General features: G+C 67.2%; 28 protein-coding genes. 16 read left to right on the forward strand and 12 right to left on the reverse strand.

What is annotated here, in order from left to right:
* The first annotated feature begins 75 nt into the window (after positions 1-75).
* On the forward strand, positions 76-636 hold the full coding sequence (locus ACFVBH_RS24590) for a GNAT family N-acetyltransferase (RefSeq protein ID WP_379004846.1): 561 nt from the start codon (positions 76-78) through the stop codon (positions 634-636).
* Positions 637-844: 208 nt separating this feature from the next.
* Here ACFVBH_RS24590 and ACFVBH_RS24595 read toward each other — a convergent pair whose 3' ends face one another.
* Both ACFVBH_RS24595 and ACFVBH_RS24600 read right to left on the reverse strand, forming a co-directional pair.
* Positions 845-1,408 carry a GNAT family N-acetyltransferase gene (locus ACFVBH_RS24595; RefSeq protein WP_379004848.1) on the reverse strand — a complete coding sequence of 188 codons (564 nt, stop codon included), beginning with the start codon at positions 1,406-1,408 and terminating at the stop codon, positions 845-847.
* A complete protein-coding gene (locus ACFVBH_RS24600; protein WP_379004850.1) occupies positions 1,405-2,757 on the reverse strand; it encodes a helix-turn-helix domain-containing protein in 1,353 nt (450 codons plus the stop codon). Before ACFVBH_RS24600 ends, ACFVBH_RS24595 begins: the two co-directional genes overlap by 4 nt.
* 384 nt (positions 2,758-3,141) lie before the next feature.
* On the opposite strand from ACFVBH_RS24600, the gene ACFVBH_RS24605 reads away from it, so the two are divergent.
* The 5 genes from ACFVBH_RS24605 to ACFVBH_RS24625 all read left to right on the forward strand — a co-directional run bounded on the left by ACFVBH_RS24605 (position 3,142) and on the right by ACFVBH_RS24625 (position 5,876).
* Positions 3,142-3,486, forward strand: coding sequence for a hypothetical protein (locus tag ACFVBH_RS24605; protein ID WP_379004852.1), 345 nt, complete (start codon positions 3,142-3,144; stop codon positions 3,484-3,486).
* Positions 3,483-3,617, forward strand: coding sequence for a hypothetical protein (locus ACFVBH_RS24610; RefSeq protein WP_379004854.1), 135 nt, complete (start codon positions 3,483-3,485; stop codon positions 3,615-3,617). Before ACFVBH_RS24605 ends, ACFVBH_RS24610 begins: the two co-directional genes overlap by 4 nt.
* Positions 3,618-3,738: 121 nt before the next feature.
* Positions 3,739-4,551 (forward strand): DUF1206 domain-containing protein, encoded by an 813-nt coding sequence (locus ACFVBH_RS24615; protein WP_379004856.1) that lies wholly within the window; start codon positions 3,739-3,741, stop codon positions 4,549-4,551.
* A 73-nt stretch (positions 4,552-4,624) separates the two neighbouring features.
* The gene (locus tag ACFVBH_RS24620; protein WP_379004858.1) at positions 4,625-4,975 is read left to right on the forward strand and encodes a YybH family protein; all 351 of its coding nucleotides are present in this window, start codon (positions 4,625-4,627) and stop codon (positions 4,973-4,975) included.
* Between the two features lie 271 nt (positions 4,976-5,246).
* Entirely contained in the window at positions 5,247-5,876 is a 630-nt protein-coding gene (locus tag ACFVBH_RS24625) for a TetR/AcrR family transcriptional regulator (protein WP_379004860.1), read from the forward strand.
* A 36-nt stretch (positions 5,877-5,912) separates the two neighbouring features.
* Here the strand turns inward: ACFVBH_RS24625 and ACFVBH_RS24630 are convergent, their stop codons facing one another.
* A complete protein-coding gene (locus ACFVBH_RS24630) occupies positions 5,913-7,613 on the reverse strand; it encodes a hypothetical protein (RefSeq protein ID WP_379004862.1) in 1,701 nt (566 codons plus the stop codon).
* 509 nt (positions 7,614-8,122) lie between these two features.
* On the opposite strand from ACFVBH_RS24630, the gene ACFVBH_RS24635 reads away from it, so the two are divergent.
* Positions 8,123-8,341, forward strand: coding sequence for a hypothetical protein (locus ACFVBH_RS24635; RefSeq protein ID WP_379004864.1), 219 nt, complete (start codon positions 8,123-8,125; stop codon positions 8,339-8,341).
* Positions 8,342-8,387: 46 nt separating this feature from the next.
* Here ACFVBH_RS24635 and ACFVBH_RS24640 read toward each other — a convergent pair whose 3' ends face one another.
* On the reverse strand, positions 8,388-9,272 hold the full coding sequence (locus tag ACFVBH_RS24640; protein WP_379004866.1) for an alpha/beta fold hydrolase: 885 nt from the start codon (positions 9,270-9,272) through the stop codon (positions 8,388-8,390).
* A gap of 167 nt (positions 9,273-9,439) precedes the next feature.
* Here ACFVBH_RS24640 and ACFVBH_RS24645 point away from each other — a divergent pair, with 167 nt between their 5' ends.
* Positions 9,440-10,045, forward strand: coding sequence for a dihydrofolate reductase family protein (locus ACFVBH_RS24645; protein ID WP_379004868.1), 606 nt, complete (start codon positions 9,440-9,442; stop codon positions 10,043-10,045).
* 173 nt (positions 10,046-10,218) lie between these two features.
* Here ACFVBH_RS24645 and ACFVBH_RS24650 read toward each other — a convergent pair whose 3' ends face one another.
* Entirely contained in the window at positions 10,219-10,353 is a 135-nt protein-coding gene (locus ACFVBH_RS24650) for a hypothetical protein (protein ID WP_379004870.1), read from the reverse strand.
* Positions 10,354-10,802: 449 nt separating this feature from the next.
* On the opposite strand from ACFVBH_RS24650, the gene ACFVBH_RS24655 reads away from it, so the two are divergent.
* From ACFVBH_RS24655 to ACFVBH_RS24665, 3 genes are all read left to right on the forward strand, one after another.
* The gene (locus tag ACFVBH_RS24655; protein ID WP_379004872.1) at positions 10,803-11,192 is read left to right on the forward strand and encodes a hypothetical protein; all 390 of its coding nucleotides are present in this window, start codon (positions 10,803-10,805) and stop codon (positions 11,190-11,192) included.
* Between the two features lie 261 nt (positions 11,193-11,453).
* Positions 11,454-11,801, forward strand: coding sequence for a hypothetical protein (locus ACFVBH_RS24660; RefSeq protein WP_379004874.1), 348 nt, complete (start codon positions 11,454-11,456; stop codon positions 11,799-11,801).
* Positions 11,798-12,259 carry a MerR family transcriptional regulator gene (locus tag ACFVBH_RS24665; protein ID WP_379004876.1) on the forward strand — a complete coding sequence of 154 codons (462 nt, stop codon included), beginning with the start codon at positions 11,798-11,800 and terminating at the stop codon, positions 12,257-12,259. The genes ACFVBH_RS24660 and ACFVBH_RS24665 overlap by 4 nt, the downstream gene beginning before the upstream one ends.
* Before the next feature lie 372 nt (positions 12,260-12,631).
* Here the strand turns inward: ACFVBH_RS24665 and ACFVBH_RS24670 are convergent, their stop codons facing one another.
* From ACFVBH_RS24670 to ACFVBH_RS24695, 6 genes are all read right to left on the reverse strand, one after another.
* Positions 12,632-13,315: a helix-turn-helix domain-containing protein gene (locus ACFVBH_RS24670; protein WP_379004878.1), complete on the reverse strand. Its 684-nt coding sequence runs from the start codon at positions 13,313-13,315 to the stop codon at positions 12,632-12,634.
* A gap of 347 nt (positions 13,316-13,662) precedes the next feature.
* The gene (locus ACFVBH_RS24675; RefSeq protein WP_354988728.1) at positions 13,663-13,968 is read right to left on the reverse strand and encodes a DUF1540 domain-containing protein; all 306 of its coding nucleotides are present in this window, start codon (positions 13,966-13,968) and stop codon (positions 13,663-13,665) included.
* 156 nt (positions 13,969-14,124) lie between these two features.
* The gene (locus ACFVBH_RS24680) at positions 14,125-16,584 is read right to left on the reverse strand and encodes a CoA transferase (protein ID WP_379004880.1); all 2,460 of its coding nucleotides are present in this window, start codon (positions 16,582-16,584) and stop codon (positions 14,125-14,127) included.
* 127 nt (positions 16,585-16,711) lie between these two features.
* Positions 16,712-17,839, reverse strand: a complete 1,128-nt coding sequence (locus ACFVBH_RS24685; RefSeq protein WP_379004882.1) for a M24 family metallopeptidase — start codon at positions 17,837-17,839, stop codon at positions 16,712-16,714.
* Positions 17,829-19,064 (reverse strand): M24 family metallopeptidase, encoded by a 1,236-nt coding sequence (locus ACFVBH_RS24690; protein WP_379004884.1) that lies wholly within the window; start codon positions 19,062-19,064, stop codon positions 17,829-17,831. Before ACFVBH_RS24690 ends, ACFVBH_RS24685 begins: the two co-directional genes overlap by 11 nt.
* 26 nt (positions 19,065-19,090) lie before the next feature.
* Positions 19,091-20,260, reverse strand: a complete 1,170-nt coding sequence (locus tag ACFVBH_RS24695; protein WP_379004886.1) for an amidohydrolase family protein — start codon at positions 20,258-20,260, stop codon at positions 19,091-19,093.
* A gap of 134 nt (positions 20,261-20,394) precedes the next feature.
* On the opposite strand from ACFVBH_RS24695, the gene ACFVBH_RS24700 reads away from it, so the two are divergent.
* Positions 20,395-21,006 carry a hypothetical protein gene (locus tag ACFVBH_RS24700; RefSeq protein WP_379004889.1) on the forward strand — a complete coding sequence of 204 codons (612 nt, stop codon included), beginning with the start codon at positions 20,395-20,397 and terminating at the stop codon, positions 21,004-21,006.
* A gap of 24 nt (positions 21,007-21,030) precedes the next feature.
* Here ACFVBH_RS24700 and ACFVBH_RS24705 read toward each other — a convergent pair whose 3' ends face one another.
* Positions 21,031-21,681: a TetR/AcrR family transcriptional regulator gene (locus tag ACFVBH_RS24705; RefSeq protein WP_379004891.1), complete on the reverse strand. Its 651-nt coding sequence runs from the start codon at positions 21,679-21,681 to the stop codon at positions 21,031-21,033.
* A 198-nt stretch (positions 21,682-21,879) separates the two neighbouring features.
* Between ACFVBH_RS24705 and ACFVBH_RS24710 the strand changes: the two genes are divergently transcribed.
* The 4 genes from ACFVBH_RS24710 to ACFVBH_RS24725 all read left to right on the forward strand — a co-directional run bounded on the left by ACFVBH_RS24710 (position 21,880) and on the right by ACFVBH_RS24725 (position 26,860).
* Positions 21,880-23,124 carry a diguanylate cyclase domain-containing protein gene (locus ACFVBH_RS24710; RefSeq protein WP_379004893.1) on the forward strand — a complete coding sequence of 415 codons (1,245 nt, stop codon included), beginning with the start codon at positions 21,880-21,882 and terminating at the stop codon, positions 23,122-23,124.
* Between the two features lie 135 nt (positions 23,125-23,259).
* Positions 23,260-23,781: a 2Fe-2S iron-sulfur cluster-binding protein gene (locus ACFVBH_RS24715; protein ID WP_379004895.1), complete on the forward strand. Its 522-nt coding sequence runs from the start codon at positions 23,260-23,262 to the stop codon at positions 23,779-23,781.
* On the forward strand, positions 23,778-24,773 hold the full coding sequence (locus tag ACFVBH_RS24720; RefSeq protein ID WP_379004897.1) for an FAD binding domain-containing protein: 996 nt from the start codon (positions 23,778-23,780) through the stop codon (positions 24,771-24,773). Before ACFVBH_RS24715 ends, ACFVBH_RS24720 begins: the two co-directional genes overlap by 4 nt.
* Complete coding sequence (locus tag ACFVBH_RS24725; RefSeq protein WP_379004899.1) at positions 24,770-26,860, forward strand: xanthine dehydrogenase family protein molybdopterin-binding subunit; 2,091 nt, start codon at positions 24,770-24,772, stop codon at positions 26,858-26,860. The genes ACFVBH_RS24720 and ACFVBH_RS24725 overlap by 4 nt, the downstream gene beginning before the upstream one ends.
* Positions 26,861-26,867: the final 7 nt, after the last annotated feature.

The following is a 26,867-nucleotide window of genomic DNA, read 5'->3' on the forward strand; positions in this document are numbered from 1 at the left end:
TATGAGCAAGCGTTCGCGCTTCGCGAGCCGCCGAACGAGTATTCGGTTCGGTTCGGGATATCTATCCTCGCTCGTGTGGGTGAGATTGCGGTGCGAGCGGTGACGGCGGTCGAGGCGGCGACGCGGTTGGATGACATCGGCGCGCTGTACATGCGGGTGTTCTCGGAGCCGCCGAACATCCCCGATACACCAGCCAATCACCGCGCCACCATGATTCGCCTCCTGGCCGACGCCAGCGTCGCCATCGTCCTCGCCGACGACTCGGACGATGGGTTGGTCGGGTTCGCCTACGGGTACGGGCTGACATCGAATCGTTGGTGGCAGGGATTGCGAGAGCCGGTGACACCGGAGTTCACCGAGGAATGGGAGGGCCGGACCTTCGCGGTGATCGACGTCGGCGTAGCCCCGGACCGGCGTCGCCAAGGTATCGGCCGCAGTCTGATGGATGCGCTGCTGGCGGGACTGCCTTACGAGCGTGTCACGTTGGGAATGATTCCCGCTCTCGGCGAGACCGCGGGGGCGTTCTATACCGCGACAGGGTGGACTCTGGTCGGTCGCCAGGACAGTCCGCCGGATGCGGGCTGGACCAGTCCCGAGTTCGATGTCTATGTACGGGAACTCGGGACAATCCGGTAGTCGCTCACTGCGGTATCGAGTGCTCGCACCGGTGCCGAATCGGCCCAGCGGTCAATCGCCGATCGCAAATCGGTCGCCGAGGCCACCAGCTGCGGGTATCGGTTGGCCGCGGTCAGCATCCCGCAGTTCCGGCAACAGCTGGCGCGGCATCGAGGTCTCCTACGCTGATGTAGGCCATCATCAGATCGATGTTGCTGTATTCCGCTTGCTAGTGATTGATGTAGATCAGGACGTCGAACTTCGGCGCGTTCTCCCATTGAGGCCGAAGGGATCCGACCCGATGCCATCCCCATTTGAGGTACGCCGCGTAGGCGCGGTCGTTGTCCGGCTCGACGAGCAAGGTCGCGCGCTGTTCCGGTCGGCTACCGATCAGTTCGTCGTGTAAGGCGCGTGCGAGTCCCTGACCGGTGTGTTCGGCGCACACCATGATCTCGCTGAGTGCGAAAGTCCGCGACCCGTCTTCAAGGGTGAAGTCACGGATGTCGCCTTCGTCCAACGTGAGTTGTTCCCACCATCGCGCGTTCGCCGGCAGAGGCCAGCCCCAAGTTTGGCCGGCAGGTTTGTCATCGACGCGCGCGAGGACCAGTTCGAATCCGCTGCTGCGGCGGGGATCGGTGTAGGCATCGAACCGGTTCATGAATTCTGTTGGTGAGTCGAATGGATCGCCTGAAGCGATAGCTTCGGTGTACGAGCGACGGTAGATGTCTTCGACAACGGCGCGGAGTTCGCGAGCTCGGGTGGCCGAGTAGTGTTCGAAGCTGGGGGTGGTCACGATGCAATGGCCTTCTCTGTGAGGGCATCGAACAGGTGGCGGAACTCGTCCCCGGATGCTGACTGTCCCACCGAATGGCGAACGGGCTCGAGCACTCTCAGCGTTCGCACTGATGAGATTGTGGCGAGCTTCTTGAGCACCGGAAGGCCCTCTCCGACAGCACCATTGATGTCGCGCAGTTGTATTCGCGACGCGGCTGACCATGCGCTGAGGTGCAGGGAGTTGCGGACGCTGGATTGTTGGTCTGCCGCTGCGGCGTAGAGCGCGACCGATCGAGTTGTTTCGCCCAGATCGCCATAGCCGCGGGCTTCGTGTCCCGCGATCTCGGAGTGTGTGACGAACCGCAACCATTGCGGGCACTGCTCGAGGGGTTCGTAGTGCGCCGCGCTGTCCATCTCGCGCCAGGCGGTTGCGAGGGCACGACCGAAGGCGACGCGGTCACCGACCATCCCTTGGGCTTGGGCCTCGCGGACCGCGACGAGTGCATGAATCCGGCCGGGTGGGCGGCCGCGCATGAGATCGCGTGCACGGCGAATGAGTTTCAACGCGTGATAAGGGCTTCCGATGCCGGCGCGGCTCAGGGCGATGGATTGATTCGCGGAGTACAGGCAGGTGTGTGCGAGGAGGTCGTTGTCGTTGGATTCGGTTCCGAGTGCCAGCGCATCGGAATACAAGCGGCGGGCGAGAGGGTGGCGATCGGCATCATAGGCGAGCCAGCCGGCCATTACTGCGAGATGTCCTGTCGCGCTAGCGAATGCGTCACCGACCGCCTCGTCATAGCTGCAGGTGTCGAGCTTGTGTTTGGCGAGCGCGAGTTGCTCGACAGCGAAATCGACAAGGCCCGCGCCGCCGGACCGCTGATCCTCGACCTCCAACGCGTCCACACCTGTAAGCAGACGCCGGACATCGCCTGCGTCGAGGCGGTTCTGCTCGCCTGCGAGCATGGCAACAAGCCCCATCGTCGCCAGGGTTCCGAATTCACGTCGTTTCACGTCGTCGTCCACTTCCCATGCGTACAGGCCGAGCTCACCTGCCCTTGGCCGGTGTGGTGTGGCATCGATCGGATCCTCGTTACTACTAGGGACAGGATGCCCGGCGGTTGTTGATTGCGCAGCGTCGAGTGCTGCACAAAACCTTTGCAGCTGTGCGGCACTGAGGTTGGCCAGGACTGTATCGAGGGCCTCCGCCGAACGACCGACAACCGGACGGTCCAGACTGGCTCGCTGCTCCCACTTCTGAATGGTCGAAGTCTGAAACCCGATGACTTCGTGCAACTCCTCTTGGGACAGGCGCAGGGCGGCCTTGCGCAGCGCCTTTACCTCTGTCGCTGTCCACTTCTCGACAATCATGGTTGCCCCTGCTCCACCCTCGCAACGGTCCGTAACAGAAGCGTACGACCAGCGTCGTAGTTCCATGGGTGGGATCAGGGAGCTGAGCCGAGCAGGCTGAATCCAGCCCCGGTGCCGGGTTCAGCCGCAGCATCGACCAAGTTCGTAACTACGGGACGATGCCGACCGCCCCAGGTGCCGGGTGCACTCCACGTTATTCAGGGACCGGGAGGCACCCGACATGGAAATCATCCTCGTCGCGTTAGTACTTGCCATCGCACCGGCGGCATTCAGACACATGGCCCCGGCTAACTGCCACCAGAACGGACCCAGCGTTGCTGAGATCCAGGCGCGCTTGGTGATCGAAACCGCTCGAACCTATGTCCCAGTCGGTAGGGGGTGGCGATGATGCTTGGTGAGCCCACCGCGCTCGACTATCTGCGGGCCGACATCTCTGGAACTCGGGAGGAATGGGACACGGCCCAAACGCGTTCTGTGGCCAGTCGTCTCGGCTACGTCGTCGCGAGAACTGTTGTGTTCGACCAGTACACGGACGCACCGGTCGACCGCCTGATCAATGTCGTGCGCAATCTGGGAGCCGAAGCGGTGATCGTGCCGAGCTTGTCTCATTTCGGCGGCATAGTTCCTGCGGCGTTGGTTCAGGCCGTGGACCTGATCACCGTCGAGCCGTATGCGACGTACGTGCGGGGGAGTGCCGGCCAGCCGCCGGACGAAATGGGAGCACGGTGAGCGGGCGCTGGAAAAAGGACCAATGCGACGTCAATCGCCTTGCTGCTGGCTATCGCCTCGCACCCGACGAGGAGGTGATCGGCGGCGCAGTCTCGATCCTCGCTTTTGTCGTCGTCGGGCCGGGGCGCTGAGATACGTATCGGCTAGGGGCGCTCGCATGCTCACGCCGTCCGACGTTTGGATCGCGTCGTTCGGGCAATGCCCGAACCGTCCGATGTCGGCCCGCGGTTGCGGCTTTTTCTGGGTGTGATTATGGCGAACACGAATCAGGTTCATCACGAGGTGTCCGGGAACGCGCTGTTCCAATTCGCGGTACGAGTAGGGCTGGTGGCGTACGGCGTTGTCCATCTGCTCGTGGGCTGGCTCTGTGTGCAGGTGGCGCTCGGCGACGCCGGCGGCCGAGCGGACAAGACCGGTGCGCTGCAGCACCTCGCGGAGAACGCGGGTGGCAAATCGGTGTTGTGGCTCATCGCCATCGGGCTCGGGTTCACCGCGCTCTGGCAGCTGCTCGAGGCCGGCACCGGCCCGCGCAACACCAGCAGACAGAAGGTGTCGCGCGCGACCAACGTCGGGGAGGCGATCCTGTTCGCCTACCTCGCCTTCAGTGCGGTCAAGCTCGCGAACGGTAAGCCGGCCTCCTCGACCGACCAGGCGCAGCAAGGGCTCGTCGGCAGCATGCTCGACAAAGAGTGGGGCAAACCGGTGGTGATCGTCATCGGGCTCGCCATCATCGCCGTTGGCGCGTTCGTCGCCCACCACGGGTGGACGAAGCGATTCCGCGAGGAGCAGGACTTCAGCACCGTCAGCCGGTCGACCGAACGACTCGTGATCCGGCTCGGGCAGATCGGCTACGCGGCGGTGGGCGCGGTGTACGCCGGCGCGGGGGCGCTCGTGATCGCGGCCGCGGTACAGAGTCAGCCGCACAAGGCGACCGGGTTGGACGTGGCCCTCAAAACCCTGGCCGCCCAGTCCTACGGCACCCCGCTGCTGCTGATCGTCGCGCTCGGTCTGGCGGCGTTCGGCGCCTTCGCCCTTCTCGACGCCCGTTTTCACAAGGTCGACTAGCTGGCCCGAATTTATCGATACGCGGCCATCGGGCCACTGTTGCGCTCCGGGTGCATCGAGAAAGCTTGTCCCCATGAGCAACAACGTGGCCACCGAGCCGAATGACCTGGGTAAGTTCTTCATCGAGCGCGCGAACGCCGGCGACGTCGACGGATTGGTGGCGCTGTACGAGCCGGACGCGGTGCTGGCGTTCCCGCCCGGCAGTGTCGCCACCGGGCACGCGGAAATCCGCAAGGTGTACGAGCAGTTCGTCGCCGCCGCACCGGTTCTCGTTCCCGGCCGCCAGCATCCGCAACTGGTCAGCGGGGATGTCGCGCTGACCGCCTGCACCCTGGACAATGGCGAGGTGACCGTCGAGGTCGCGCGCCGCCAGCCCGACGGGTCGTGGCTGTGGGCGGTGGATCAGCCGACCGTCGCGTCGTAGGTCGACCGTGGTGGGGCCGGCGCGAACCGGCCCCCGCCGCTGGAGCATGTAGCGACCTCGCCGTCGGGCACGGCGCGTTGAGCCCGCACCGGAGACAGGGCAGTCGGCGATCTACACCCCGGCGACGCGATGCGCGCCGACGCCGTGCGAGTAGGTTGACATGATGCAAGTTCCGCGACATCGGCCGGCACCCGGTTCGGCCCGATAAGGCGCACTGCCCATTACAGCCTCCGCCCGGCGGGGGAGCGAGCCGGAAGTCGGGGTGGATCTCATGGTGGACGCGACTGCGCTGGGACCCGAGCGGCGGGTGCGGCTGTCAGGTCCCGAGCGTGAGCAGCAGTTGCTCGACGTCGCCGAAGGGCTGTTCACCGAGCGGGGATACGAAGGGGTGACCCTGGACGAGATCGCCCGCACCGCAGGGGTTTCGCGTCCGATCGTCTACCAGCATCACGGGTCCAAGGACGGCATATTCATCGCCTGCGTCCGTCGCGCGCGTGAGCAGTTCGAGCGCAGTGTCATCGACAGCCTCGATCCCGCCGACGCCGATATGGATTCGGCGATACGGGCCGGTGGCGCACCGTATTTCGAGCTCATCGCCGCCAATCCCCGGCGGTGGGCGCTGCTGTTCACGAGCTCCGCCAGCCTGACGGGCGAGGTGGCCGACCAGCTCACCGAACTGCGTGCCGCCACGATCGCCCGCATCGCCGAACTGGCCCGCCCGTTCCTGCACGAGCTGCCAGACCACGAGCTGACCGCCTTCGCCTACGCGATCTCCGGCATCGGGGAGCAACTCGGGCGGTGGTGGTTGCAGAACCGCGCGGTTCCCCAGGCGCAGGTGCTGGATCTGTACTGCACGCTTGTAGTGGGGGCCGCCCGTGCCCTGACGGGCTCTTCTTCCTGAGTCGAAAGCGCTGTGGGGGAAAACCACTCGCGATTCTCAGCGCACCTTGAATCCCGCCCCGGTGGTGATCTCGGTACCCACCCGGACGGGCCCGCCCTCGACCACCGCGATGTCGGGCATCACCGAACGGATATCGCGATCGATGTCGATACCGGGCATGAGATGGGTCAGGACCACTCCGTGCTCGCCGAGCCGGAAAGCGCCCACCTGGGTGACGTAGTAGACCGTCTTGCCACGCCGATACGCGGACGGGCCGTCGAAGGTGATCTCTCGAACCCGCGACACCAGTTTGGCGCTGCCGCCATCACTCAGCCGCAGCTGCCCGTCGCCGGTGACGCGGGCCTGCGCGCCGCGCCGCCACGAACCCACGAACACCACGGTCGGTGCGGCATCGGCGATGTCGATGAAGCCGCCGGGCCCGATCGAATGCTCCACGCCGGGTCCGGTGCGCGACACGTTGACGTTGCCCGCGACATCGAATTCGAGCATGCCCAGACATGCCGCGGACAGCTTCGTCGCGAAATGCCGGAACATCCAGGCGGAACTGTGCAACTCTTGCGGGCCGATCGCCACCCCGAAGAGCCCGCCGGGAACCGGAGTGCCACCGAGAACCCCTGTCTCCAAGCAGAACTGGAATCGCCCGTCCTCGGCGCCGGTGTGCATCACCGAAGCGACTTCCTCCGGCAGACCGGTTCCGATATTGACCCAGTCACCACCGGCGGTGTTCTCGCCGATCAGCTCGGCGGCGAGCCGGGCCACCGCACGGTCCGCGTCACCGCGCACGGGCGCGGCCCCCATCAGCCGATCCAGTACGGCGGTCCGCTGCAGGATCCGGTCACGGTCGCCGTCGGCGCCGGGCAGAAAGTCGCTGCGCTGCCGGGTTTGCGGCAGCGACGCAACCTGTTCGGCATGACGGGACACCACGATCGCGTCGACCTGATCGACTGTCAGCGCCGGTGCTCCCGCGATCTGCTCGTCATCGAGAATCCCCGCCACCATGACCAGCACCTGCCCTCCGCCCGCCCGGGCGGCCCGGGCGATGTCATCCATCTCGGTCAGGCAATTCGCACCGTCGAAATAGATGTTGCCGCGCGCATCGGCCCAGGGCGCGAAGAACACCGCCGTATCGATCTGCGGCAACCGGTAATCGATCATCTCTCCGTTCGGGCTGGACATACTCGGCCCGGAATCCGCGCACAACACCGTCCCCGCCCCGACGCGGGTGTCGACGAACGTCCCCACCCCGATCGGTGACGACAGGGTCCGGACCCCGTCGGCCTGGCCCTCGATCAACCGCGACAGCACCCCCTGCGGGAACACGTGCATCTCCAGGTCACCGGCCGCCGCACGGTCGCGCAGGCCCGGCATCGTCTGGGTGTGCCCGGTGATCACCTGGGCCAGCAGCCCCGGCGCGGTGAGATCGTCGAGCGTGCCCGGCAGCTTGCCCCGGCCCCCGCCGCCCCCGCAGTGAATCCAGGTCAGCCCCGCCGGATGCCCGGTCTCCGCGAACTGGTCCCGGATCGCGAAGTACAGGGTCGAGGCCCGCCCGTGCGCCCCGAGCCCCGCACCCGCCACGACCGCGCTGTCCTCGATCATCGCCGCGGCCCGCCGCGCCGAAACGAACACGGGCGCCATGCCTTCGGGCCGGTGGTCACGGTTGTAGCGCTTCCAGGTCGGCAACCAACGCACCAGCTGAACGCCGCAATCGACCCAGTCCACGATCGAAGACATCCGCACGCTGTTCTCCCTCATCAGAGCAAAGGACCGGCGCGCCAAGCGATCTCGAGGCGTCACGACCGGCGTCCTCTGGTTACGAAGTGTAACTTACGTTTCGTAACTTTGGGGTTGTCGCACAAGTGCACAGGCGTGATCGCTATTACGCCGCGTTCCCAGCCGAGGAAGGTTCGAGTGCGACCCGGACCTGGCCTCGAGTGCCCGGCACCCACCGAAAAGCTCTGCCTCACACACATACCGGGGATATACCTCCGCTGGGCCGACTCAATCGGCACCCTGTGTGCAGCGACCGCATCGACGGGGAGGGCACCGGTGGGGGTACGCGGCCTCTGGAATGCACGCCCGCTCATGCTCTTTCAGTGCGCGAGGGCGCTGGATCTCGCCACGCAAACACGTGTCCTGTTGCAGGGTTGAACCGTGGGACGTGATCGGCGCACCTTCGTGGATCACATCTTGGCCTGCGCCGGAGTTGCGTGGAGCCCGGTGCGCACGCTGCTCGTATGTTTGGGTCCATGGCCCCCATACGCGTCTACCTCACCGATACCGCAACCCAATTCGCGACTTCGCCGGACGGTTCGCCGCTGGTCAAGGGTCACGTCGAGGCCGACTCGATCGCGTTCGAGGCCGGGGGCTGGGTTCGGTGCAGGATCGCCTCGCCCGAGGGTGAGGAGTGGTTGACGCTGCCCCCGCACGCGGTCGCCGGGATCGCGGGGCGCGGCGACAACGTGTGATCGGTTGGAGCCCTTCGTCAGCGCGGTGCGGAGTTGCGAGCGGTCGTCACCGGTTGTGCGCACCGACGGTCGCGGCGAATTGCCGGATCAGGGACGCGAGGCGGTCGGGCTGGTCTTCGGCCACCCAGGTGCGAGAGTTCTCGATCATCTCCAACCGCGCGTTGGGGAAGTCGGCAGCAAGCCTGTGGCCGTGCCGAATGGGGAATACCTCGTCCTCGGGCGACCATGCGATCAACACCGGCAGGGTGACCGACGAGAACTGGCGGGCCGCCTCGAGGGTGTACCTGTTGTCGACCGCCCGCAGAAACTTGATCGCGTCGGTGAGCACACCGCGTTCGTTGATCAGCCCCCGCAGGTAATGGTCGAGAACCTCCACATCGATTGGGCCACTGTGCAATTGACCGAATCCGTACCGGGATCGAGCGCAGCCGAGCCGGATCGCCTCGATGCGCAGAACTCGCGCTGCCAGGGGCGTGATGCCCGGGACCCGGGCGATCCGGCACAGATAGTCGAACTGTGGCGGCGGGAAGTTCTCATAGGCGTCGCAGGGAGTCAGCACCAGTCCGCCGACTCGATCCGGCCGCCGGGTGACAACCAGTTGGGAGACCATGCCGCCGCCGTCGTTTCCGACCAGAATCACGTCGTTCAGGTCGAGGTGGTCGAGGACGTCGGCGACGGTGCCGGCCAGCCCGATGGGAGTCAGATCCGCCTGCGCGGACATCGGCAGGTGGTGCGCGCCGAACGGCCAATCCGCCGTTATGCATCGATACTCGTCCGCGAGCGCCGGCACCACCTTGCGCCACGCGGCGGCGTTGGCGAACAACCCCTGGACGAAGACCACCGGCTGTCCGGTGCCGCGTTCATAGATTCGAACGGGCCCCTGTGGCAGCGAGAGAACCCGTGAAACACCCAGCTCCGCAGTAATACTCATGTCGATGCTCCCTTTGTTCGCGTTCGAACAGCATCGCTCGCAGGTTCGCCGCGGCGCTTCCAGAAACAAGCTGCGCAGCTCGCCATACGCCGGGTTTCCGGCCCGGCCGATGAGTTTGCGCCCACCGACCGGTCAGAACCCATAACACCCAACGAAAGGACACCGCCATGTCGGAGCTTCTGGTCGACTTCATCACCTCCCTCGACGGATACGCGTCCGGAGAGGGCTGGCCCGGCTTCTGGGGCCTCGAGGGCCCGGAGTACCTCGCCTGGCTGGGCGAGCAGCCCGAGGCCACGTACCTGATGGGCGCGAACACCTACCGCCTGATGTCGGGCTTCGCCGCCGGCGACGTCCCCGACGGCCAGGCCGAGTTCCGCCCCGAGGAAGAGGCATCGGTCGACGGCCTCACGAAGGCGACCAAAGTCGTGTTCTCGTCCTCCCTCGAGGCTCCGCTGACGTGGTCCAACTCCACGCTGGTTCGCGACGACGCCGTCGAGGCGGTCCGCGCGATGAAGTCGAGCCGCTCGGAGCTGCTCACCACAATCGGGAGCCTGAGCCTGTGCCGGTCCCTGCTGCGCGCCGGCCTCGTCGACCGGTTCCGCGTGGTGATGTTCCCGGTGATCACCGGCGCCACGGGCGCGGAGCGCATCTACGACGGTTACCCGGACGTGGCCCTGGACATGACCGAGCACCGCACGTTCGATAGCGGCATCCAACTGGTCGAATACAAGCCCCGGGTACTCGAGCACCCGCCACTGGGTGCCCCCGCGTGAGTTTGGTCCGGATCGGGACGTGTGAAACCTCGGAGAGGTGTTGTGCCGCAGCAGACTGCGGCCGCGGCCTCTCCACCCCGAACACGGTGGCAGATTGCAGATTTGCTTCTCGAGTAGACGCCGTGGCTGGTCGCCGCCGCAGGTGATGTGTGCGTCGGCCCGGCACGCCGGCATCACTCGCCGGCCTTCTCCACGGCCCGGCGGGTGCACCATTGCCTGGTGGTGACGCGCCCGAATCCGTTGGCGGTCAGCAGGTTCAGTTCGACCAGGGCCAGCCAGTCTCCGGAACTCGAACGCGCCCATGCCAAGAGGAGCCCCGGTGAGCGGCCCGTGACCAGGAGTCCGCCCGAGCGGACCCACAAGGGAGTTCATCGGCGCCGAAGTGTGTGCCGTCGGTGAAAATGGCCAATCCCAGGTCCACGGTGACCGGCACGGGAGGTTGGACCAGGCGGCGCGGTGAGGGGCCGGCGGACGGCTCCGGCCAGTATTCGAACATATTTTCGAATAGTAGACCTTGCGGTCTGTTTCGAGTAGTCCGCCCGGCGGGCGGGAGCGGACCGTCCGGTGTGGCAGGCTGCCGAGGGTGAACTGCGGGGTGAGGATTCGACGGTGGGGGTGTTCGGCGCTGGCGTGCGTGGGGGTCGCGCTGCTATCGGGGTGTGGTGCGCCGGTTCCGCCGACCGCGCTGCCGGCTGATTGCCACAGGAGGTTCGACTTCGATGCCAACGACACCGACCGGCTGGGCGAGGATCGCCGGTTGAGTCTGGAGATGGCCACCGCGCGCGGCGGGGGAGATCCGGTCACCCTCGGGGAGTTGACGGTTCGGGCCGGGTGGCCGGTGGACGGGTGGGACCGGATGGTCATCGTCCGGAGCGAGCGGGCGGCCGAGCTCAACGCGGACTCGCAGATATTCGACATCTGCTGGGAGAATCTGCCCGAAACGTCGCACGGCTGGCACTACGACAGCGCGCTCCGCGAGGCGTTCTTCTTGTTCTTCGCGGGGGAGCGGCCGGTCCAATCGGTGCGCTTCGATCCGGGGAAGGCACCCGCGGACTTCCGCGCGCACGCGGTGGTTTATCCGGGCACGGTGATGACTCCGATCCTCACCGGAGGGGCCGGGGCGGCGGTGTTCCGCGCGGCACCATGACGGCCGCTTCCGCCGCGCTACAGCGCAGGTACCTTCGCCTATCGTCGGAGGTGTGCGGGGCCGGACTTGGACGTCGGTAATGGATTCCCGCGCAGCCACTCCCACCTCACGAACTCTTCGCCCCTGGCTTGATTCTGTTGCTTTCGGGGTACCAGCAGCATTCGACGAAAATCGAGTAGATCCGCCGTAGACGATGGGTCTCACCGTTTGGTGGTGTCAGGGGTTGCATCCTGTACCTGGGTACAGGCTTACCGTCGATACATGACGATCACACCAGCTCACAATGATTGGGTGCCGAGCTCGTGCACCTTGCCCACTGTCGAGCAGCCGATCCGGGTAGCCAAGTTCGACCACTTGTTCACCACCGCCGCGCGTGTGGTCCGCCGGCCCGCTCCAGGACGGCTGGAGGTGGTCGTGGACCCGGCCGCGGAAACTCTCGCGCGGGAGCTGGCCGGGCGGGAATCGAGCTGCTGTTCGTTCTTCACCTTCGAGTTCACCAGCACCACACAGGGGTTGGTGATGAGCGTGAGCGTCCCGCCGACCTACACCGAGGTGCTCGATGCATTCGCCGCGCGCACCGAATCCGCGATCGCCGCTGGCGGGCGGTGAGCGCGTTGCGTACCGGTCAGCTGGCGGCCGCGGCCGGGGTGAACGCCCAGACCCTGCGCTACTACGAGCGACGCGGCTTGCTCGCCGAACCCGAGCGGACTCTGGGCGGTCACCGGCTGTATCCCCAGGATTCGGTGACGGTGTTGCGGGTGATCAAGGCAGCTCAACGGCTCGGGTTCACTCTGGACGAGGTCGCCGAACTGCTCGAAGGCACTCGGGTCGGGTCGCGTCGGCGCGCCGCCGCCGGGCTACGGGCGCGGGTGGGCGAGAAGCTGGTCGAGGTCGATGCCAAGCTCGCCGAGCTCACCGAAGTTCGAGACACCCTGCGCGCGGCGCTGGCCGCCGGCTGCGAGGACCTGCTGGTGTGCAGCGAGTCTCCCGGATGCCCGGTCCCGTTCGACGGCGCTCCCGCCACCGATTCGACGGACCGCGAGTGCGAGGGTCGTTGTGGCTGTTGAGAAGACGCGCGGCCCTCGCTCGTCGGCCACCCTCGCCGCCGGTGTGCTGCTGTGCCTGGGACGCTGCCTGGTCCCGGTGTTGATCGCGGTGCTCCAAGCACGACGCCCCGGAACCGATCGGTTCCGGGGCGTCGTATGTTCAGGGTGTCGGCGTCCAACAAGCGCCTCTCGGCGGGTGGTCGCTCGTAGCGACGATGGGGTGGGGCCCGGGGCTGTCCGAACGCCGACATTCGAGTTCAACGGGCCGATGGCGTGGGTGATTCCGGGACCGAGTGTGATCTGGGCCGCGACCTCGTACGGCGACAGCTAGACGCCCGGACCGTGCCCGGCTACCTCCCGGAGCCGCACATCCCGGCTCCTGCACCGAGCCGCTCAGCCGCAGGTCGTAGTCTCCTCGGAATGGTCGGCGGAGCCAATGCTGATTCGGAGATCGCGCAGCATCCGCTCGATTTGCTTCTCCCAGCCGGGAGTGCGATCCCCTACCGAGTGGATAGCGGTCCGTAATGCGGTGATCCCGATCTGGCTCGCAGTCAGCACATCTTCCGATTCGACGCTGAGCTGTACCTGTACGGCCACGTCATCGGGGTAGCTCACCGCAACCTCACGGATTCGATCCAGGGTGCGAAGCTCGTTGACGATTGCGTCCACGCGCCGCTTGATGAAATCGCCGTGATCGGAGCCATCATGTTTCATCTGTACTCGGAATCCGACATCCCAACTGCGCGAGCGATTCTCGGAGAGTTCGGTTTCACTCACGACACGGAGGCCGATTCGACTCGCGGCCGCATCCATGTCTATCGGATCCGCTGAGTTCAGTGCGACGCCATAGCCCAATGCATGCATCATCTGCGCCAGGCTTCGCAAGGTGAGGTTCCTGCGGCCACTCAGTCGCTGACTGATCTCGGTCGGTCGAACGCCGAGCTTGTCCGCGAGTTGCTTCTTGGTGGTGCCGGTTTCGTGTAGTGCCTCGTGGACCATCTCGGTAGCGGCGAGCACAAGGCGCTCCTCTGCGACGAGCGCATCGGCTTCCGGGGTGCGGGGGAACCAGGTGTTCATTGCTTGTGCGCCTCCTTCCAGATTTCGTTCGCCTTCGCCGCGTGGGTGGCACACACCTTGCGGTCCGATGACTTTCCGGCCCCGTGCAAAGCTTCCAACTGAAGTGAAGTCATAACTTCACTTTGAAGCCTGAGTTGAGAGATGCCGCGGGTTTGCCCAGATGTGCCCGAAAAGTGTCACTTTCTGACACCTGTGGCAGGCAAAAGCCGCCAGGTCATGAACCTGGCGGCTGGTTGGTATTGATTCGCAGCTAGCGGAAACTCGGTGCGGGGCGAGGCAGGCGACGTTCGTGAAGCAACCGCATCCCACGCCGGCCCGAGCGGCCGGCGCGGTGGATCACTCGAAATTCAGCGGGCGCTATAGGTCAGGCAGCGGGCGGTGTCCGTCCCGGAGCCGGGGCCTACGTGGATGTCGCTGGCCGTGCATTCGAGGTCGCGATTGTGGGTGCAGTCGGCTCGTTGGCAGGCGCCGACCATGCTGGTGGTGACCGTGTCGAGGCCGCCTTTGACCGACAGGGGGATGAAGGTTCCGCAGTCGGCCGTGCCGTTGTGGCCGGAGACGTTGATCGCGTAGGCGTGGCAACCGTCGTGGTTGTTGTAGGAACAGTTGCTGACCGTGCACTCGGCTACGTGCGGCATTTCCATTGTGGTCATGTCACTCCTCCAGGTGATTGAAGGGTTTCGATGCTGTGCCCAGGCTAGCCCTTGATGCAGGGCATCAAAAGGCAGGTCAGGCTACCCTCACCGGGAGGATGGGTGCGTCCGGCCGCTGGGTATCACCACTTGCGTATGCATTCGCCGATCAGTTGCTCACGGCTTGTTCGCCTTCAGGACCTCGGGTGTTCCGCCCACCGTTCCGTCGTCGATCAGCGTGGCGATGTCGTCGGGAGAGATGCCCAGGGCCGCCAGAATCTCGGTGTTGTGCTGGCCGAGCAGTGGCGCGGGAGAGCGGTGGAAGGTGCCGGGTCCATGGGAGAAGTGAACGGGCAGGGTGCTGTGGCGCGCGGTGGGCAGCACGGGGTGGGAGACGGGTTCGAAGAAGTGGCGGGCCTCGAGTTGGGGTAGTTCGGGCTGACGGTGGGGCTGCATGACCTTGGCCACGGGAACCCCTGCGTCCCAGAGGATTCGGATGATCGCGTCGCTGTCGTGGCGCGCGCACCAGGCGGCCAGACGGGTGTCGATCAGGTCGTGTTCGCGGCGGCGGCCCGCGGCGGTGGCCAGGCCGGGCACGCGCGCCCATTCCGGATTGCCCAGGGCGGTAACGAGTTTGTCCCACTGATCGTCGGTCTCGACGGCCAGCGCTATCCAGCAGTCCTTGCGGCCGAACTCGTCGGCGCCGGACGCGCGGTAGAGGTTCTGTGGGGCGGCGACCGGCCCGCGGTTGCCGTCGCGCTCCAGGAGCGCGCCGTAGGCCGAGTGCTCGATGACCTGTTCGGCGGCGACGTTCAGGGCAGCCTCGACCATCGCGGCCTCGACCAGGACGCCGGCCCCGGTGGTGCGGCGGTGCTCGAGCGCCAGCAACAGCGCGTTGAGGGCGTGGACGCCGGCGTTCGGATCACCGATCGAATAGGGCTCCACCGGATTTCGGTCGCGGTGTCCGGTGAGCCAGGTCAGGCCCGAGGTGTCCTCGATGACGTAGGCGAAGGCGGGGTTGTCGCGCCACGGCCCGGTCAGGCCGAACCCGGGCATGCGGACCATGATCGCGTCCGCGCGCAGCGCGCGTACCTCGTCGTAATCCAGGCCGAACTGTTCCAGGACCCGCGGCGTGTAGTTCTCGACGATCACATCCGAGCGAGCGACCAAGCGGCGCAATACTTCCCGGCCCTGATCGGAGCGGAAGTCCAGGGTCAGCCCGCGTTTGTTGGTGTTCAGCCCGGTGAAGATCGGGGACTGTTCCCACCACAGATCCTCGGACATGGGAACGCCCGCGACCAGGCGGGTGCCGTCGGGGCGCTGCGCGGACTCCACGTGCACCACGTCCGCGCCCAGCATTGCCAGGTAATGGGTGCAGGAGGGCCCGGCCCAGAACGTGGTCAGATCCAGCACGCGCAATCCGCGGAACGGCAGCGGATCGGGTTCGCGCGCACTCGATGCCCGCCCGTTGGCGGTGGCGGGCGGCGGCGCGGATCGATAGTGCGCGGTGTGCTCACCGAGCCGGGGCGCGGGTTCGGGCGCGCGCAGCAGCGGTGGCGTCGTGCGATACGGCGGCCCGGGCTGGCGAAATCCGTCGCGCGGGTTGGTGGTGAACGATCCTCGATCGGCGTGCTGGTCGAGGTCGAAAGCGTTGGCGCCGTGCGCGATCGGTCCGCTGGGAATCCGGAACGCGGTGGCCAGGTCGCTGATCACCGCCACCGGATGCGCGGCCATCCACTCCGCGATCTCCGGCGCTTTGCGGTTGGCGGTTTCGGTGATCCCGGCCTCCAGGCCCTCGTCGATCCACTCCGGGTGCCCGACCATCGCGCACAGGTCGAACCACTGCTGCGCGGTCCCGCACCCCACCGCCACCATGCCGTCCGCCGCCCCGGCCACCCCCGGCACGCTGAGCCGCCGCTGGGTCCGGAACGCCCGGCCCAGCCCCTCGTAGAACGACACCGGGTAATAGGTCAGCCCCAGGATCTGGGTCTCGAGCATCGATACGTCGCACAGCTCCCCGGCCCGCGTGCCCAGCGTGCGCCACCGCGCGGTCAGCGTGGCGGCCGAAGCGTAAGCGCCCGCGAACCATTCGCCGATTCGCCCGCCCACGTGCACGGGCGGCTCGTCGGGAGCACCGCGTCCCAGCCCGATGATTCCGCCCGACCAGGCTTGCAGGGTGAACTCGGTGGCGGCCCTGCCCGCCCATGGACCGTCGAGGCCGAACGGGGTGATCGTCGTGACCACCAGGTGCGGGTGTCTGCGCCGAATCTCCTTCGGCGACAGATGCGGATGCTCAGCCAGCGGAGAGCCCGGAGTCCAGACCACGGCCTGCGATTCGCCGAGCACCTTCTCCACCAGAGCCAGATCGCTCGAGGGGTCGGCAACCACACTGTGTTTGGAGCCGGCGAGAAACGCGAACAGCGCGCCGTCCGCACCGGGAGCGAGAGCGGTCCCCGACGCGGTCCAGCAACGCAGAGAATCACCCTGCGGCGCTTCGAGTTTCACGACCTCCGCCCCGCCGTCGGCGAGCAGCTTCGTGCAGTACCCGCCCGCGATGCCGCTGGACAGATCGGCCACTCGCCACCCGCGCAGGGGTGTCAGCGGTACGGAACCGTTGCCGGATCGATTGGATGCCATTGTCTCTCACCGTGATCGGGGTCGGCACCGCGCGCCCGTCGGCCCGGTGCGATCGGCAGCACCACCTGCCGCGTGATCCCGGCCGCACCCACCGGAGCGGTGCGCGGCCGAGTCGAACGACATCGCGCTATCGATGCGGCCAATGCGGTGCGTCGGTCAATACCCGCGCACTGTCGTCGGTGATGAGGACCGCGTCGCGCCCGAAGATCGCGCCGACGCCCGCCTCCCACACGTAACCGGTGACCGCGAGCACCATGCCGGGTTCGAGCACCTCGGCCGCGGCGGTCTCGGGCAGCTGCGGCGAGACCACCGGCGGGTCGAACCCCATCCCGAGCCCCCGCGCGACCGGCATGGGCGGCAACGGCTCGCCCGCCCTCTCGTACGCGGAGAGCAGGCCGGACGCACTCGCGCCCGGACGGCACGCCTCGATCAGCCTGCCCCACAGCCCATCCCAGCGGCGGTAGAGCGCACGCGCACCCTCGTGCCCGGAGTCGCCCACCGGATACGTGCGGGCCACCTCGCCGATGTAACCGTCGCCGAGCACGCTCGCCGACACCGCGACCAGATCTCCGTCGCGCACCCGGCGATCGCCATCGCGCCGCCGCCACGGATGCTCGCGCGAGGTCACCCACGCCGAATCCTGGGCGGCCGGGGTGCTGATGCCGCCCGCGGTCATGGCCTCGAGCAGCACACCGGTCAATTCCTGTTCGGCGACACCGGGAACCAGTCGCGTGATGGCGCTCTCCAGCCCCAGCTGCGCGACCTCCAGCGCCACACCCAGCGTCGCGATCTCCTCGGGTGTCTTGATGCGCCGCGCGGCCCGCATGGCGGTTTCCCCGTCGACGAGCTCGGCGTTCGGGAACGCCAGCGGCAGCAATTTCGCGAAGGTGGGTGAGAGCGCGTCGGTGCCGACCCGGCGCGCGGTGTCCGCGCCGCCGATGCCGCGCAGCACCTCGATCAGGTTCATCGGATTCCAGGCGAGCCCGTAGAGATGCTCGTGCGGAATGTCCTCGGGCACACCCTCGTCCCAGGTGCTCAGCAGATGTACCGCGCCGCTCTCGCGCACCAGGGTGGCGACCGGTCCGAAGGGCCGCGTGCCGGCGACCCATAGTTGCGGCGCGCCCGCGACGTAGCGGGCGTTGCCCTGGCGTCCCAGCACCAGTACGTCCAGATCGTGCGCGCGCATCTGTTCGAGTGCGCGTTCGCGGCGTCCCTGTCGCAGTGCCCGTTCGTCGGGCAGGATCTCAGTTCTCATAGGGCGCGTAGGGGTAGTCGGTGAGTGCGGTCCAGCCGTCCTCGGTGATCACGATGATTTCCTCACTGCGGTACCCGCCCGTGCCGTCCTCCCAGACGACCGGTTCGAGCACCAGCACCATGCCGGGTTCGAAAACGAAGTTCTCGTCGTAGTCCGCGCCCAGATCGGTGCCGATCATGGGCATCTCCGCGGCGCTGACGCCGATGCCGTGGCCCAGATAAAAGTGCGGCAGCCACGGTTTGTTGCCGTCGTTGGCCGCGATGGCCGCACGGGCCAGATCCGCCGCGGTGGCGCCCGCCTTGGTGACGTCCAGAACCGCGGTCAGAATGTCGCGCCAGCGCCGGAATTGACTGCGCTGGCGGGCATTCGGGGTGTCCCCGACCAGCCAGGTGCGCCCGAAGTCCGAACAGTATCCGCCGTAGGTGATGCTGACATCGGTCCACAGCACGTCGCCGGCGGCCAGTTCGCGTTCGGTGGTCAGCAGCGGCAGCGCCAGATCACCGTGTGTGGTCCACACCCCCGCGGCCTTGGTCTCGGGCATCACCTGCCAGATCGCGTCGAGCATGGTGGCCCCGGCGCCGAGTTCGAAAGCGCGCCGGATGAATTGGGCCGAGAGATCGATCTGCCTGCGCCCGGGCACCGCGGCGGCCTGCACGTCCACGATGGCCTGTTCGGTGATGCGGCAGGCCGTGCGGATGCAGGAGATCTCGTCGGGGGTCTTGATCAGTTTGGCCGGGCCGACCACGGTCGAGGCATCCACCGGCGGACCGGCGGGGAACAGTTCGGACTGTGCGCGCAGCATGGCCCCGGTGCACTCGTCGACCGCGATGGTCGCGCCCGTGGGCCGCAGCTCGGCGAGCTGCCGTGCGAAAAGCTTCACGCCCTCGTCGAATTCGAGATACACCGGCCCGTGCACGTGATCGGCGGGCAGTGCGGATTCCCCGGCTGTGCCCTCCCGGAACGGCAGGAACAGGTGCGGCCAGGGGTCGCCGGCCACCACGACGGCCACGGGCCGTTCCACGTGTGCGAGTCCGGCGTCCCCGAGCGGCCAGTTGGCCCCGGTCGCGTAGGCCACGTTGCTGTTGTTGAGCAGCACCAGCATGTCGATGCCCTGCGCGGCCATCGACGCGCGCAGCCGGGCCCCGGTGTCGCGGCGCATGCGCGCGCGGTCGGGCACGTCGGGTATCTCGAACGAGGCGAGCCCGGGGGAGAGGAAGGATGTCATCGGATTTCAGTCGCTTTCACCGGGGTTCACAGGCCCAGGAATTCCCCGACATTGGCGCTGACGATGCGGGCGGCGTCGGCCGGGCCCACCGCCTGCACCACCGCGGCCAGGGACTTCTCCGAGTAGCCGAAGGTGCTCTCGTTGTGCGGATAGTCCGAGGACCACATGACGCGGTCCACGCCGATCTGGTCGATCAGCGACAGCCCGAGCGGGTCCACCATGAACGAGGCGCGCATGTGTGTGCGCCAGTAGTACCGCACGTCGTGTTCGACCGGGCGATCGAGCATGTGCTGGAAGGAGGCGAGCATGTGCTCGGCGTCCTGCAGCGCGGCGGGCACCCAGTTGATCCCGCCTTCGAACCAGCCCACGTTCAGGCCCGGATGCCGGTCGAGGATGCCGCTGAAGATGTACTTGGAGAACAGCTCCCGGAACGGCGCGACATTGTGCATCATGCCGACCGCGACGCTGTTGACCTCGCACGGCGCCGACAGCGGGGATTCGCCGATGTGGTGCGAGACCGGCACGCCGGATTCCTCGATCGCCTCCCACACCGGGATCATGGCCGCGCCGCCGTAGTCGATGACCTTGCCGTCGTCGTCCTTTCCGGCCGAGAGCGGCAGCAGGAATGTCTTGAGCCCCAGCGACTTCAGCTCGGCAAGGGTGCGGCGCGCACCGTCCCCGTCCCACCAGTTGATGAGGCCGACGCCGTAGAAACAGCCGTTGGACCGTTCCTGGAGTTCGGCGATGTAGGCGTTGTAGATCCGGAAGCACAGTTCGCGAATCTCTTTGTCCGGGTAGAAGAGCAGCGCCAGCAGGGCGTTCGGGAAGGCGAGTTCCTTCGCGATGCCGTCCGCGCGCAGGTCGGCGATGCGTGCGTCCAGGTCCGCGCTGCCCGAGCCCGCCAGCGGGTCGTACTGCATCAGGACGTGGCTGAAATCGCCCGGCAGGAACGACTTTCCCTTGCGCCCGAGCTGGTAGGCGCCGTCCTCGTACCAGACCCGAGGCGCCTTGTCCTTGAGGGACTCGGGGAATCGTTCGAAGAAGATGTCGTGCGCCAGCGAGATGTGGTTGTCGGCGGAGAACACCTCGGTGCCGGTGGGCAGGCCGAGGGTCCCCGCGGCGTGACCGCGCCGATCCTTGGGCGGGCCGAAGCCGCCGGGCGGATACAGGGAAGCGCTGCTGGTCGGAGCCGACATCTGGATCCTCCATGGGGGTCGTTCGGTAGGCGAGAATGACGTTATCATTTTTGGAGAGGCATGTACATCATGATCAACTAGTGCGGCGCAATTTCTAGGTTCCTAACTGGGAGAATGGTGTTATCGTCAGAATCATGGATGCTCGCTCATTCGACTCTTCTCAGCGTGCCGGTGCGCGCGATTCCCGGATCATCGGCGCCCGCGACCGATTCGAATGGGGGAACATCCGCTACCGCCTGGATGTGGTGGCGGCCAATATCGCGGACGTGGTCGAACACGCCGGCGGCTGGCTCTTCGACCGCGCCTCCGCGGGGTGGGAAGTGAGCGTGCTGGTGGACGAGCTCACCGACGACGACCGGCCGATGCGCATCCTGGGCGCGGAGGTGCTGGACCTGAAGGCGGTCCTGGACTCGGGGGGATCGGGTCGTCAACCACATGCGATCGCCATCGCCGCCGATGTCATCGACCGCGACGCGCGAACAGGTGAAGGATTGCGACTCGCTATGGCGGACGGCGGGATTCAAGTGGTGGGGTGGGGCGCGGGCTGGCCCGCCAACGCCTTCCCGGTCGATCCCGTCCTGCATCGGCTCAGCGCGGCCGCGCGCGTGTTCAAGGCGCAGGCGCTGACCGCGGCCGGGCTCGGCGAGGACTCCGAGGTGCCGCGCCGGGTGGACGCCACCGAAAGGCTGTGCAGCGGAATGTCCAATTGGCCGCCGATCGTCGCGGATCTGAGCCCGCTGAGCTGATCGGCCGCGCGTCTCGCGGGTGACTCAGTGCGGGTCGCCGGTCAAGCCCGCGGCGCAGAACCGCCAGACGTCGGCGGCGTCGATCGGGTCGGTGTCGTCGGCCGCGGTGGGCCGGGCGATGTACATGACCGCCTGCATGGTGATGGCGGCCAGCCGGCGCGGATTCGCGTCCGGGGCGAGCAATCCCGAATCCGCTGCGTCGGTGAGCAATTCGGTGAACAGCGTGAAGTGTGACGCGTGCGCCTTGCGTACCGCCGCCGGGTCCGCGCGCAGCAGCTGCGGGGCGAATTCGGTGAAGAGCGGGCGGTAGGTGCCGGGGTCGGGGCGGCACAGCTGGAACAGCAGTTCCACGGCGATACGCAGTTTCGCGATCGGGTCGTCGTAATTGGCGGTGGCCGCGCGGATCTGGTCGACGGTGCGGTCCAGGGTCTCCTCGTACAGCGCGAGCAGCAGCTCGTGCTTGCCGTTGAAGCGGGTGTAGAAGCTGGTCAGCGACTGCCCGGCGCGTTCGACCACCTCCAGCACCGTGATGTCGGTGCTGCCCTTCTCGGTGATGGCGGCCTGGGCGGCATCCAGGAAACGGTTCGCGCGCTGTCCGGCGCGCTGGCGGGCGGTGTGCAGCGAACGATCCACCGATCGCCGCATCCAGGCCGGTTGGGGTTCCTGGGTCCGCATCCTTCGATCATATGGCCGGGTGCGCGCCGAAGCGATATCTAATTCTTCAAAACTGAGAATTACGTTCTTTCGGAGTTCGCGCCGCGCGGCGGTCTCCTGCGCCGCGCGGCTAGTAGATTTGCCCCAGGATTACCGCGAGTCGGATCATGCCCGTCGCCACCCGGCGGCTCCGCACCGGCGACCATCCGAAGGGCGTAGATGAGCGATGCCGAGCACCTGGCGGGGATGTGGTGGCAGGTACTGACCACCGCCGGCTGGCAGGTCCCGGAGAGTTCGCTGGTCGGGTGGGTCGAGGAATTGCTCGCCACGATGACGGCCGCGGAATTCGATCCCGACGCCGGTGCGCGGGTGGGCGCAGGGCTGGCGACCGCGGGCCTGCGGGACGCGACGGTGCCCGCGGTTTCGGCCGGGGTGCTCTTTCGCTTGGCCGAGCACACCGACCGTCCCGACGCCGCCGCCCGGATGGCGACCGTGCTGGCGACCCTGGGCACCGGGTATCACCTGCGCCGCGCCGAATTGCTGGCTGAGCCCGAGCCCGAAACCGAGTCCGAGCAACGCGTGAAGCTGTTCCGCGCGATGTTCGAGCGGGTGTCGATCGCGGTGGCGCTGGGAAATGTCGACGGCACCCCGCTGCTGGTGAACCCCGCGTTCGTCGAACTGCTCGGCATTTCCACCGAGGTGCAGAAGATCGCGCCCTTCGACCACAGCCACCCCGACGACATGGAGGAGATCCGCACCCTGATCTTCGATCAGCTGGTGCCCGCACGGACCGGAACCGTCCGGCTCGAGCGCCGGACCCTGCGCGCCGACGGCGGCACCGGCTGGTCGCGCTTCGCGATCACCTATCTGGCCGACGTGGGCGGCAAGGACTACCTGATGGCCATCGGTGAGGACGTCACCGAACGACGGCAACTGCAGGACGAACTGCACCACCAGGCCCGCGTGGACGCGTTGACCGGGCTCGCCAACCGCCGCGAACTGCTCGAGCGGATGAGCGCCATGCTCACCGCGGCCGGGCCCGGCGACCGGGCCGGGCTGTGCTTCGTCGATCTGGACCGGTTCAAGGGCATCAACGACCGCTTCGGGCACCGCATCGGCGACCAGGTCTTGATCGCGGTCGCGGCGCGGCTGGAGAACGCGGTCCGCGACCGGGACTGCGTGGTGGCCCGGCTCGGGGGCGACGAGTTCGTGGTGCTGATCCTGCCGCCCGTGGACAGTGAACAGGTCGGTGCGATCGGCGCTGACCTGCTGGAGGCGCTGGCCGATCCCGTTGCGGTGCAGGGGCATCGGCTGCCGGTGTCGGCCAGCATCGGCGCGGTCGTCACACCGGTGACGACCACCGACGCCGAAACCCTGCTCGAGGCCGCGGATGTGAGCCTGTACCAGGCGAAGACGCACGCGCAGGGCAAAGTCGTGCTGCACACGCTGGTGCCCCCGGCCTGAAGCGAAGCTCGAGAACAGCCTGGCCGGCCGATCAACGGGGGTCCGGCGCGAACCGCACGAAGTCAGTCCGCCGGGCCGAATCAACAAGATCGCAGCGGAGCGATTCGGCCCGAGCAATACGGGTATGCGGGCACAATGGGACCCGCAGACACTCGGACCTACCTCACCCTGGTCGTCGACGGTGAACAACGGTCGCTGCTCGTGGACAACCGGTCGACCCTGCTCGACGCCCTACGGGAAGGGCTCGGGGTGACCGCACCGAAGAAGGGCTGCGACCACGGCCAGTGCGGGTCGTGCACCGTTCTGCTCGACGGCCGCCGCGTCACCACCTGCCTCACGTTCGCGGTCGCCAACGACGGCGCGCACATCCGCACCGCGGCAGGGCTGGCGACGAATGATGATCTGCATGCCATGCAACAGGCCTTTCTCGATCAGGACGGCCTGCAATGCGGCTACTGCACCCCGGGCCAGATCTGCTCCGCGGTGGGCATGCTCGACGAGGTGAAATCGGGCCACGCCAGCTACGTGACCGACGATCTCGCGGCGGAGCCGGAACTCACCGACGCGGAGATCCGGGAGCGGATGAGCGGCAATCTGTGCCGATGCGCGGCCTACCCGAACATCCTGGCCGCGATCCGGCAGTCGGCCGCGTCATGATCCCGTTCGAATACCATCGCGCAAGCAGTGCGCAGGACGCGGTGACGGTGCTGGCCGAACGTCCGGATGCGGTATTCCTCGGCGGCGGAACGAATCTCGTCGACCATATGAAGCTCGGTGTCGTGGCGCCACGACTGCTGGTGGATGTCAGCCGCCTGCCGCTCACCGACGTCACCGAGACCCCCGACGGAGGCTTGCGGATCGGCGCGGAAGTCCGCAACAGCGATCTGGCGGCCGACCCGCTGGTGCGTGCTCGCTACCCCGCCCTGTCACGGGCGCTGCTGGCCGGCGCTTCCGGGCAGCTGCGCAATCTGGCCACCACGGCCGGAAACCTGCTGCAACGCACCAGATGCGTCTACTTCCAAGACGTCAGCACCCCGTGCAACAAACGCGAGCCCGGCAGCGGCTGCTCCGCGATCGGCGGCTACGTCCGTTATCACGCGATCCTCGGCGCCACACCGCACTGCGTGGCGACCCACCCCTCGGACATGGCCGTCGCGCTGAGCATGCTGGATGCGCGAGTGGTGCTGCAGGATCTCGGCGGCGAGCGGCGAATCGCGCTCGCGGACTTCTATCGATTGCCGGGCGACCGCCCCGACCGGGACACCGTGCTCGCCCACGGTCAGCTCGTCACCGCCGTCGAGATTCCCCCACCCCCGTCCGGTGCCAAGTCCAACTATCGAAAGGTGCGCGACCGGGCCTCCTACGCCTTCGCCCTCGTTTCGGTTGCCGCCGAACTGGTTCGAGACCCCGGCGGTGATATAGCCCAGGCGCGCATCGCATTCGGCGGTGTCGCACATGTGCCGTGGCGCGCCAAGGAGGCCGAGAAAGTACTGCGCGGATCCCCCGCGACGGACGACTCGTTCGCGCGTGCGGCTCACGCCGAACTGGTCCACGCGAAACCTCTGGCGGGCAACGAGTTCAAAGTCGATCTGGCACAGCGAACCTTGGTCGCCACGCTGCGCTCGCTCTCCGACGGGGCATCGCGATGACCGCTCTCGAAGGCAACTCGATCGGGGCGCCGCTGCCCCGGGTCGACGGACCGGCAAAGGTCACAGGTGCAGCCCGATACGCTTTCGAACACCCGGTCGACAAAGCCACGTACCTGCATCCGATCCAGGCCACCGTCGCCAAGGGCCGCGTATCCGCGATGGACACCGCGCCGGCCGAACGCATGGACGGGGTACTCGCCGTACTCACGGTGTTCAACGCCCCGAAGCTTGCGGACACTTCGGATGGTGAGCTCAGCATCCTGCAAAACGATCAGGTGCATTTCCGCGGCCAGCTCATCGGCGCGGTCCTCGCCGAATCTCTCGAAATCGCCCGGCACGCGGCGGATTCGGTGACCGTCGACTACGCGGCAGACCCCCACCACAGCGAACTTCGCCCGGACGATCCTGCGCTCTACGCCCCCGAAGAAGTCAGCGACGGTTCGCCCACCGACACCGAACAGGGCGACGTCGAGGCCGCGCTGCGTGCTGCCGCCGTGACTATCGATCAGACCTACACCACCCCCACCGAACACAACAATCCGATGGAACCCCATGCCTCCATCGCGATGTGGGACGAATCCTCCGGACAGCCACGGCTGACGCTCTACGACTCGACGCAGGGCGTGCACACCGTCCGAAAGACACTCGCGCCGCTGTTCGGCCTGGAACTCGACCGGATGCGTGTGATCGCGCCGCACGTCGGCGGTGGTTTCGGGGCCAAGGGCGCCCCCCACGCGCACAACGTGCTCGTCATCATGGCGGCCCAGCGCAGCGGCGGGCGGCCGGTGAAGCTGGCGCTGACCCGGCAGCAGATGTTCGCGCTCGTCGGCTATCGCACGCCGACGATTCAGCGGATCAGGCTCGGCGCCGACACCGACGGCTCGCTGACCGCGCTGTGGCACGCGGCGATCGAATCCACCTCCACCGTCAAGGAGTTCGCCGAGCAGACCGCGGTCGTGTCACGCACGATGTATGCCACACCCAATCGGCGGACATCACATCGCCTCGCCGCGCTCGATGTGCCCGTTCCGTTCTGGATGCGCGCGCCCGGCGAATGCCCCGGCATGTTCGCGGCCGAGGTCGCGATGGATGAACTCGCCATCGCGTGCGGAATCGATCCGATCGAACTGCGCATCCGCAACGAACCCGAGCGTGACCCCGAGACAGGCAGGCCCTGGTCCGGGCGGCAGGTGCTGCAGTGCCTGCGCATCGGCGCCGAGCGGTTCGGCTGGCACGATCGCGACGCCGCGCCTCGCAGCCGGACGCGCGGCGAGTGGCTGATCGGAACCGGGGTGGCCGCGTCGACCTATCCGGTGAACGTGAGTCCGGGCAATACGGCCCGGATCGAATTCCGGGCCGACGGTCGTTTCGAGGTGCGGATCGGCGCCGCCGACATCGGCACCGGCACGTGGACCGCACTAACCCAGATCGCCGCCGATGCACTCTGCTGCGATATGGAAGCGGTGGAGTTGCGGATCGGCGATACCGATCTGCCGTCCGCGTCGGTCGCGGGCGGGTCGTCGGGAATCACCTCGTGGGGTACGGCCGTCGTCACCGCCGCCCGGGCTTTCCGCGCCGAACACGGCACCGCCCCCGCGATCGGGGCGGCAACCACCGCCGACGCGCCGGAGAACCCCGACACCGAGGAGTTCGCGATGCATTCCTTCGGCGCTCAATTCGCCGAAGTGGCTGTGCACCGCGACACCTGCGAGGTTCGGGTGCCGCGCATGCTGGGAGTGTTCTCCGTCGGGCGCGCGATCAACGCGCGCACGCTGCGATCACAGCTCATCGGCGGCATGACGATGGGACTGTCGATGGCGCTGCACGAGGAGAGCGTGCGCGATCACCGTTTCGGCCACGTGGTGACCCAGGACTTCGCCGGGTATCACATCAGCGCACACGCGGATGTGCAGGACATCGAAGCGATCTGGCTGGATGAATCGGACGAGCACGCCAACCCGATGGGTTCACGGGGAGCCGGTGAGATCGGGATCGTCGGCGCCGCAGCCGCTCTGGCCAATGCCGTGCACCACGCGACCGGGGTTCGAGTCCGGGATCTGCCGATCACCGTGGATCGGCTGTTGTGATGAACCA

Source organism: Nocardia sp. NPDC057668, assembly GCF_042799795.1.
In the GTDB taxonomy this organism is placed as follows: Bacteria; Actinomycetota; Actinomycetes; order Mycobacteriales; family Mycobacteriaceae; genus Nocardia.

Bases quoted from the DNA above. Each gene is read 5' to 3' on its own strand.
- ACFVBH_RS24600 (WP_379004850.1), bottom strand. From the start codon at position 2,757: ATGATTGTCGAGAAGTGGACAGCGACAGAGGTAAAGGCGCTGCGCAAG.
- ACFVBH_RS24605 (WP_379004852.1), top strand. From the start codon at position 3,142: ATGATGCTTGGTGAGCCCACCGCGCTCGACTATCTGCGGGCCGACATC.
- ACFVBH_RS24615 (WP_379004856.1), top strand. From the start codon at position 3,739: ATGGCGAACACGAATCAGGTTCATCACGAGGTGTCCGGGAACGCGCTG.
- ACFVBH_RS24620 (WP_379004858.1), top strand. From the start codon at position 4,625: ATGAGCAACAACGTGGCCACCGAGCCGAATGACCTGGGTAAGTTCTTC.
- ACFVBH_RS24625 (WP_379004860.1), top strand. From the start codon at position 5,247: ATGGTGGACGCGACTGCGCTGGGACCCGAGCGGCGGGTGCGGCTGTCA.
- ACFVBH_RS24635 (WP_379004864.1), top strand. From the start codon at position 8,123: ATGGCCCCCATACGCGTCTACCTCACCGATACCGCAACCCAATTCGCG.
- ACFVBH_RS24640 (WP_379004866.1), bottom strand. From the start codon at position 9,272: ATGAGTATTACTGCGGAGCTGGGTGTTTCACGGGTTCTCTCGCTGCCA.
- ACFVBH_RS24645 (WP_379004868.1), top strand. From the start codon at position 9,440: ATGTCGGAGCTTCTGGTCGACTTCATCACCTCCCTCGACGGATACGCG.
- ACFVBH_RS24660 (WP_379004874.1), top strand. From the start codon at position 11,454: ATGACGATCACACCAGCTCACAATGATTGGGTGCCGAGCTCGTGCACC.
- ACFVBH_RS24670 (WP_379004878.1), bottom strand. From the start codon at position 13,315: ATGAACACCTGGTTCCCCCGCACCCCGGAAGCCGATGCGCTCGTCGCA.
- ACFVBH_RS24675 (WP_354988728.1), bottom strand. From the start codon at position 13,968: ATGACCACAATGGAAATGCCGCACGTAGCCGAGTGCACGGTCAGCAAC.
- ACFVBH_RS24680 (WP_379004880.1), bottom strand. From the start codon at position 16,584: ATGGCATCCAATCGATCCGGCAACGGTTCCGTACCGCTGACACCCCTG.
- ACFVBH_RS24685 (WP_379004882.1), bottom strand. From the start codon at position 17,839: ATGAGAACTGAGATCCTGCCCGACGAACGGGCACTGCGACAGGGACGC.
- ACFVBH_RS24690 (WP_379004884.1), bottom strand. From the start codon at position 19,064: ATGACATCCTTCCTCTCCCCCGGGCTCGCCTCGTTCGAGATACCCGAC.
- ACFVBH_RS24695 (WP_379004886.1), bottom strand. From the start codon at position 20,260: ATGTCGGCTCCGACCAGCAGCGCTTCCCTGTATCCGCCCGGCGGCTTC.
- ACFVBH_RS24700 (WP_379004889.1), top strand. From the start codon at position 20,395: ATGGATGCTCGCTCATTCGACTCTTCTCAGCGTGCCGGTGCGCGCGAT.
- ACFVBH_RS24705 (WP_379004891.1), bottom strand. From the start codon at position 21,681: ATGCGGACCCAGGAACCCCAACCGGCCTGGATGCGGCGATCGGTGGAT.
- ACFVBH_RS24710 (WP_379004893.1), top strand. From the start codon at position 21,880: ATGAGCGATGCCGAGCACCTGGCGGGGATGTGGTGGCAGGTACTGACC.
- ACFVBH_RS24715 (WP_379004895.1), top strand. From the start codon at position 23,260: ATGGGACCCGCAGACACTCGGACCTACCTCACCCTGGTCGTCGACGGT.
- ACFVBH_RS24720 (WP_379004897.1), top strand. From the start codon at position 23,778: ATGATCCCGTTCGAATACCATCGCGCAAGCAGTGCGCAGGACGCGGTG.
- ACFVBH_RS24725 (WP_379004899.1), top strand. From the start codon at position 24,770: ATGACCGCTCTCGAAGGCAACTCGATCGGGGCGCCGCTGCCCCGGGTC.